The organism is Steroidobacter sp., from assembly GCF_016790065.1.
In the GTDB taxonomy this organism is placed as follows: domain Bacteria; phylum Pseudomonadota; class Gammaproteobacteria; order Steroidobacterales; family Steroidobacteraceae; genus Steroidobacter.
Genome location: NZ_JAEUPY010000277.1, coordinates 1 through 6569, shown reverse-complemented (window position 1 = coordinate 6569; position 6569 = coordinate 1). Strand labels below are relative to the sequence as shown.

The window sequence follows — 6569 nt, the reverse complement described above, 5'->3', positions numbered from 1 at the left end:
CATCGACGGCAGTGATATAACCACGCACGCCAAGCTCAGCGCCGCCATTACCGATGATGACCTTGTCACCAGCGATCTGCGGCGCGCCAGTGATCGTTTGGTAGCGCGTTCGATCGGTCAACGTGTCCGCTCGCCAAAGCTCCTTTCCGGTGGCTGCATCGAGTGCGATCAGATAACCGTCGAGCGAGCCCACGTAGATCTTGCCTTTCCACGCAGCGACACCGCGATTCACGACGTCACAGCAGGGCCGCCGGCCCCATTCGCCGGGCACCTGCGGATCGTAGCGCCATAACTCGGCACCGGTTTTCGCATCGACGGCGTACACGCGGCCCCAGTTGCCGCTGGTGTACATCACACCGTCGATCACGATGGGCGAAGCTTCCAAGCCACGAGTGGTTTGAGTATCGAACTGCCAGGCAAAGCCCAGCGTGCCCACATTCGTTTGATCGATCTGAGTCAGCGGCGAGTAATGGTCCTCGCCGCTGGCACGGTCGGTGGTGAACCAGTTGTGCGGTTCCTCGTCGGCACGGGCGAGACGCTCTGCGTCCACCCACGCAGGCTTTATTGGAGCTTTCGCGGGCGCTTTTACTGCCGCCCGCTCACCGCAACCGACCATACTCAAGCCGAGCGCAATGAGCGTCACAGCCCGTCGATACTTTGCAACGCTCATAGCACGCGACTGCCCGTTGATTTATTAGTTGAGTTCAGCAATGCGCACGTTACGGAACGTGAGCGTCTCGCCGCTTTCACTCAGATCCTGCAAGCCGATGTGGCCACGCAGCGGCCGTTGCGCGCCGGGCTTGGCATCCAGCAGCTCTTCGCCCTTGCCATGTTTCTTCGCCGGCTTGGTGAAGGTCTCCAAGTTCACGTCCTGCACCAGCTTTTTGTTCAGCCAGACTTTGATCTTGGGGCCGCGCGCTTCGATACGGTAGCTGTTCCATTCGCCCTGGATGTACGCCAGCTCCTTGGCCGGCGAGACCAGATACAGCGCGCCGCTCAACTGTTCGCGCGTCGCATTCGGGAAATAGGAACGTTCGAAACGCTCGTCGGTGATCTGCACTTCCAGGCCTTCGTACGCCGGGTCGCCGACCAGCGGCGTGCGCAGCGCGACGCCACCATTGCCAGTCTTGCCGCCGTTCTTGAACTTGAAGTCCAGCTCCAGGATGAAGTCGCCGTATTCTTTCTGGCTCAACAGCCAGGTGCCGATCCAGCGCTCGCCGCTCGCGCCCGGTGCGTAACGACCCGTGCCGTACAGAATGCCGTCGGCATCCACTTCCCAAACCACCGGCCATTTCGGCGGCAAGCTGATGTCCACCCAGTCCCGCACCACCCAACCTTCGCTGACCACGCCGGGCTTGGTGAAAAACTTTTCAAACTTCGGCTCGCTCTGGGCATTGGCAACCCACACCGCTGCGACGGCGCACAGACCGACCACGTAACGCATCAGACTCATGACCACCCCTGACTACTTATGATTGACTGAACTTGATAGAAAACTAACAAGAACTAGCCTAATGCAATAGAACTAACATTAGCAACCCTGCCAATGCCATCTCAGCTCTGCGTACGCAACACGCTGCTGCCATGAGGTGCGACACGGAGCTCCGCCTGCCCGTTTTTGAACACGACGCTTCGCCCTTCCCAAACATCGCGCGCTTCATGGACTTCGCTGAGCCCGAGCTTGCGAGTATCGATGCGAATATTTCTGGGTTGAGTGCCGCGATTGAACGCAGCGATGGCGTGGCCTTCTTGCAGCGGCTTTAACCAAACCTCAGTGTCATTGGATTGATGTATGCGCCGGCCTTGAATGCCGCGCGCGTCTTGATCGATGGCGATCAACTCTTTGTTGAGCACGATGGAGCGCGTATCCGGCGACATCTTACGAATGTCCGCGGCGATGATCAGCGGCGCCGCCATCATGCACCACAGACTCATTTGGGTGCGGTATTCCTCGGTAGTCATGCCGCCAAGCCCTGCCATCAGATAATCCTGATCGTTCCAATGTCCTGGCCCCGCGTACGGCGCCAGGTGGCTCAGGTCGAACGCGGCGGAGATCGATTTCCAGTTATCCTCGACATCGCCAGTGGTCCGCCACATGTTGCCGCCGACTTTCGGGCCCCACTCCCAGACGTTGGCTTCGCCGTACTGACACAGCGCATAGATGATGGGTCGACCGCACTTCGCCAGTGCCTCGCCCATCTTCTGATACAAGCGACGCGATTCGTTCGGATACACCGCACGCGCGCTACACGCGTCATGCTTGATGAAATCGATGCCCCACTCCGCAAAGGTGCGGGCGTCGGCTTCCTCGTGATTCATGCTGCCGAGGTAACCAATGCAATCGTAAGGTCCAGGCGAGGTACACAACCCCACCTTCAAACCCAGCGAATGAATGTAGTCGGTCAGCGCTTTCATGTTCGGGAACTTGGCGTTTGATTGCAGTCTGCCGTTGGCATCGCGCTGCCCGGTCCAGCCCACTTCGAGATTCAAGATGTCGTAGCCCGCGTCGCGAACGCCGCTCGACACCATGACCCGCGCCATCTCACGAATGAACTCGTCTGTGATAGTGGTCGTGAACGAGTACCACGCGCCCCAGATCATTGGCGGCTTGAGCGCCAAACCGTTTGGCGCCAAGTCACGCACATCAGGTAACGGATTGCCGGCGGGATAAAGCCCGGAACCGGATGCAACCCGCCGCGCCGTGAACGGCCGGAAATTGCCGCTCCAATCGAACGGCACCTTGACCAGCTGCGGATTCAGCACATTGGTGTACGGCCACAGGCGGTCATAGTTCGCCTCGAACTCGAGCACGTCGCCTCTAACCACACCTCGCACTTGAAAGAAGCCGTCGCGGAAACTGAAACGGTCGCCGTCGATGCGGCCGTCTTCGATGTCCGAATAGGCGTAGGCCGCGATATGAATCGATCGGCCCGTCAATTGTTTGCCGTGTTGAGCCAGCTCAAAGTGCACCGTCAGCTCGTCGCCGTTATCAAGCCTGCCGATGATCAGCTTCCAAGTCCCATCAATCGGCGAGGCGCCAGCGCCATAACTCAGGCGCGTTGCTACCAAAGCCGCCGCGGCACCAAAGCCGCGCAATACGTGACGTCGATCGATTGTTCTTCGCATGCCTCGTCTTGTAGCGGCGACTACTTTGGACGCCGCCCTCCTGTGGTCGACATGTATCCAGTGAAATGCTCGAACAGGCTCGACACCCGTTCGAGACGCTTTTCGACGGCCGCTCCGGATTGCGCCACCACCGAGATGACCAGCAAATTGATCAAGCACGCCAGCGGCACGGACGATTGCCAGAACTGACCGGTCTCGGTGGACACCGCGAGAATGTTCGGCGTGAAGCGACGGCCCCAATCGCAATGTTTGTCGGTGATCAAGACCAACGGAATCTTCATCTCCGCCGCTCGCTCCGCGACCAGATAGGACTGGCGCGAGTAGCGCTTGATGTCGATCAGGATCAGGCAGCGCTTGGCCGCGGTCCGTGCGAAGACTTCGCCGTAATAGCCGCTCGTCAGGTCGACCAGCTCGACGCCTTCGCGCATGTACTGCAGAGCATTCGTGAGTGTGTGCGCGAGTCCGCGTTCGGTTTGAAAGCCACTGACCTGAATCAGATCGGCGCGCACGATCTTGTTGACGACCGCCTTCCATTCCGGCGTCTCGACCATGTGATAGACCTCGACCAGCGAGGCCATCTCCAACTCCAGACCACGGCGCAACTCATCTGCGTTGTCGTAGCGCCGCCGGAACCGCGACAAATCGTCGCCGACCAGCCAGGGCGCCGAGCCGCCGCTCAAGCGCAAGTCTTCTTTCAATGCGCGCAGATGCTTGAAACCCAGCAGTCGACAAAAGCGCCCCACCGTCACCGGACTCACGTCGAGCTTGGCCGCCAGCGACACGGCGGTCTCGAACGGAATCTCCTTGCGATTGGTCAGGATGTAATTGGCGATGCGGCGTTCCGCGGGCGTGAACGAATCCATGCGGGATTCGAGCTGCTGCAGCAGTCCAGTCTTCATGAGCAATCCATGTTAATAAAATGTCTTAACGGATTGCTATGTTATTTTTCTTTCACTCTGCTGTAAATGTGGGTTACAGTCCCGACCACAATGGCGGGACTGGGAGTTTGAAAAGCCTGATAGCGTCGCTTACGGAGACGCGGCAGTCAGTCGTCGCGCCCAATAGAGCGACACGATCTCCTCGACCGTGCGCCGAATATCCGCTCTGCGATAGCCCAACATAGCTACGTCGGCAGGCGGCGGCTCGAAGAACAACTCGGTGCCGGGACCGCCAATGCTAGGCGGCATCAGCGGATGGTCCGCATCGCGCACTGGTGGCACATCGCCGCGACCGACTGCACGGAAATACTCCGTCAGGTAGGCTTGGAAGGTTAGATTTTCATCGCCCACTAGATACGATTTGCCGGGCTCGCCTCGCTCGAAGGCCCCGGCGATGGCGTCGCTCAACGAATGCACGGACATGAAGTTGACGCCGCCCGGAATCGCGAACACAGGAGTGCCTTCCAGCAATCCCAAGGCGTAACGCACGTAGTTGAAGACTTTGGGCTTGGGGTCGCCCGGCGGCACGCCCACCACGAACGGCGGATTCACACAGCACACCTGAAAGCTAGCGCTGTTCAGTGCTCTTACGCGCTCGTCCACGTCTTTTCTAGAGCGCACATAGGCACTCCGCTCGGTCAGATGTGGTGCCGCCTGAGGATAGAAGCTGCCGATGTTGACTGCCCGCTCGATGCCGGCATCGCGTGCGAGCGCAAAGAAGCGCGGCACACACTCGCTGTTGACTCGTTGCCAGTGCACATCTTCATCGCTGCGGCCTCGGAGATGTCGTGGGTCGTTGCCGGCAGCGAAGAGCAGCGCGTCGAACTTGGCTATTGTCTCGCGCTGGAACGTGCCTTCGATGTAGTCGCCGCTGACGGTGGGGAACGCAGCCATCGGCGAACCCGGTGCGGCCGGCTTGCGAGCCGCGAGCGTGACCTCATGACCACGCTCGCGTAGTGCCAATGCGGCGTGCCCGCCGATCAGCCCAGTGCCCCCAACAATCAGTATTCGCATGCCGCATGTTCCGCTTGCCCGTTGGCAAGTCCCCTGACATGCATCCTAGGGTAGCCTGGCTGCCTCCAACCAGTTCCCAGGTGGCATCAAGTCGCTACTTGAACGCCTTGCTCATACCGAAGTAGTAATAGCGGCCGCGCAGGTCCGCCAGCGAGCGATCCCAGCCGTCGGTACTGCCCATGACGAACGGCAGATCGGCATCGAGTGCATTCTCCAGGCCGGCGTAAATCCGCATGCCACGCAGCAAGCCGTTATCGCTCTGGAACTCATAGCCCGCCTGAGTGTCGACGGTGTAGTACGAGCCCACCTGGCGATTGACCAGCGTGCCGTACCGATCGGTGTAGCCTGACATCCAGCGCGCCACGACGTTGGCGTCGAAACCGCGATGCGCCCAGTCGACGCCGAACGTGGTACGCAGCTCCGGCATCGCGCCGAACTGAGTGCTGTAACGGCCGAGATAGTCCAGGGTCACCCCTGAATTGCCCTGCTCCTCGAAGCGCGTGAAGTACATTCCACCCAAACTCACATTGAAAGCGCCAACGCCAGTGTCCCAGCCGTAGCGCGCCTGAAAGTCCACACCTTCGACGTTACGCGTACCGCCGTTGGCGACGCGCGTATCCACGGTCGGCAAGTTGGTCACCGGATCGCGAGTCAACGAACCGCTCAGCGAATTGCCGAGCAGAATCGCGCCAATGTTCGGGGTCGCGATCAGGTCGTCAATTTGCAGTCGCCAATAGTCCATCGTCAGCAACAGCCCCTGCATATCGCGCGGCCGATACACCACGCCGATGTTCCAGCTCTTGCCCTGCTCCGGCCTCAAGTTCGGATTGCCGCCGAAGATCACCGTCACCGGCACCACCGAATTGAAGAACGGGTCGTACCAGACGTTGGAATTGAGAACCGTGCGAGTCTGTCGCTGCAGATCCGCCAGCGCCGGCGCCAGGAACGACTCGGCGTAAGACGCGCGTATCAGGATGGAATCTTCCAGCAGGCCCAGCTTGCCGGCGAACTGCGAAACGGTGGACGAGCCGAAGTCGTTGTAACGTTCGTAGCGAATCGCTGCTGTCATCTCGGCCGAGTGCACGAATGACTCAGAATCGCCGTCGAACAATGGCAGCCGCAGCTCGCCCGACACGGCGTCCACGTCGCGTTTACGAGACTCGGACACATAGCCGGTGCCATCGAACCAATAGTTGATGACGCGCGAACTCCATAGCGGCTCATAGTCATAACCCAGTTCACGATGCTCATAGGCGAGCGCGAACTTGGCTTGACCGGCGTACCAGTCGAACAGCTTGCCGTCCACTTTGGCGGTGGCCACCCAGTTCTTGCCTATTTCCTTGTCGCCGCTGGGTTGGTCGGGCTGTACCAGCGCCAACTGCTCCGGTGAATTCGCGTAGTAGCCGAACGGATTGAAGGCCAGCGCGTCGGTACGCTGGACTGCTGCCTGGAGCGCATCGGCGTCCAGGTCGTTGTAGCCCCGATTGTTGA

The 6569-nt window shown here is 60.0% G+C and carries 6 protein-coding genes; all 6 read right to left on the bottom strand.

Translation table 11 applies throughout. The features are described 5' to 3' along the window. Positions 1 to 670: PQQ-binding-like beta-propeller repeat protein (locus JNL55_RS11985; RefSeq protein ID WP_293853080.1), on the bottom strand; the 670-nt coding region annotated here is incomplete at its 3' end. 24 nt (positions 671 to 694) lie between these two features. After that, positions 695 to 1453: a DUF1080 domain-containing protein gene (locus tag JNL55_RS11980; RefSeq protein ID WP_293853078.1), complete on the bottom strand. Its 759-nt coding sequence runs from the start codon at positions 1451 to 1453 to the stop codon at positions 695 to 697. Positions 1454 to 1554: 101 nt separating this feature from the next. Next, positions 1555 to 3126 (bottom strand): glycoside hydrolase family 27 protein, encoded by a 1572-nt coding sequence (locus tag JNL55_RS11975; protein ID WP_293853075.1) that lies wholly within the window; start codon positions 3124 to 3126, stop codon positions 1555 to 1557. A gap of 20 nt (positions 3127 to 3146) precedes the next feature. Further along, complete coding sequence (locus JNL55_RS11970) at positions 3147 to 4025, bottom strand: MurR/RpiR family transcriptional regulator (RefSeq protein WP_293853073.1); 879 nt, start codon at positions 4023 to 4025, stop codon at positions 3147 to 3149. Positions 4026 to 4154: 129 nt separating this feature from the next. Continuing rightward, positions 4155 to 5078 carry an NAD-dependent epimerase/dehydratase family protein gene (locus JNL55_RS11965; RefSeq protein ID WP_293853071.1) on the bottom strand — a complete coding sequence of 308 codons (924 nt, stop codon included), beginning with the start codon at positions 5076 to 5078 and terminating at the stop codon, positions 4155 to 4157. A 94-nt stretch (positions 5079 to 5172) separates the two neighbouring features. After that, positions 5173 to 6569 (bottom strand): TonB-dependent receptor domain-containing protein (locus JNL55_RS11960; protein WP_293853069.1); only part of this gene is annotated, 1397 nt, incomplete at its 5' end.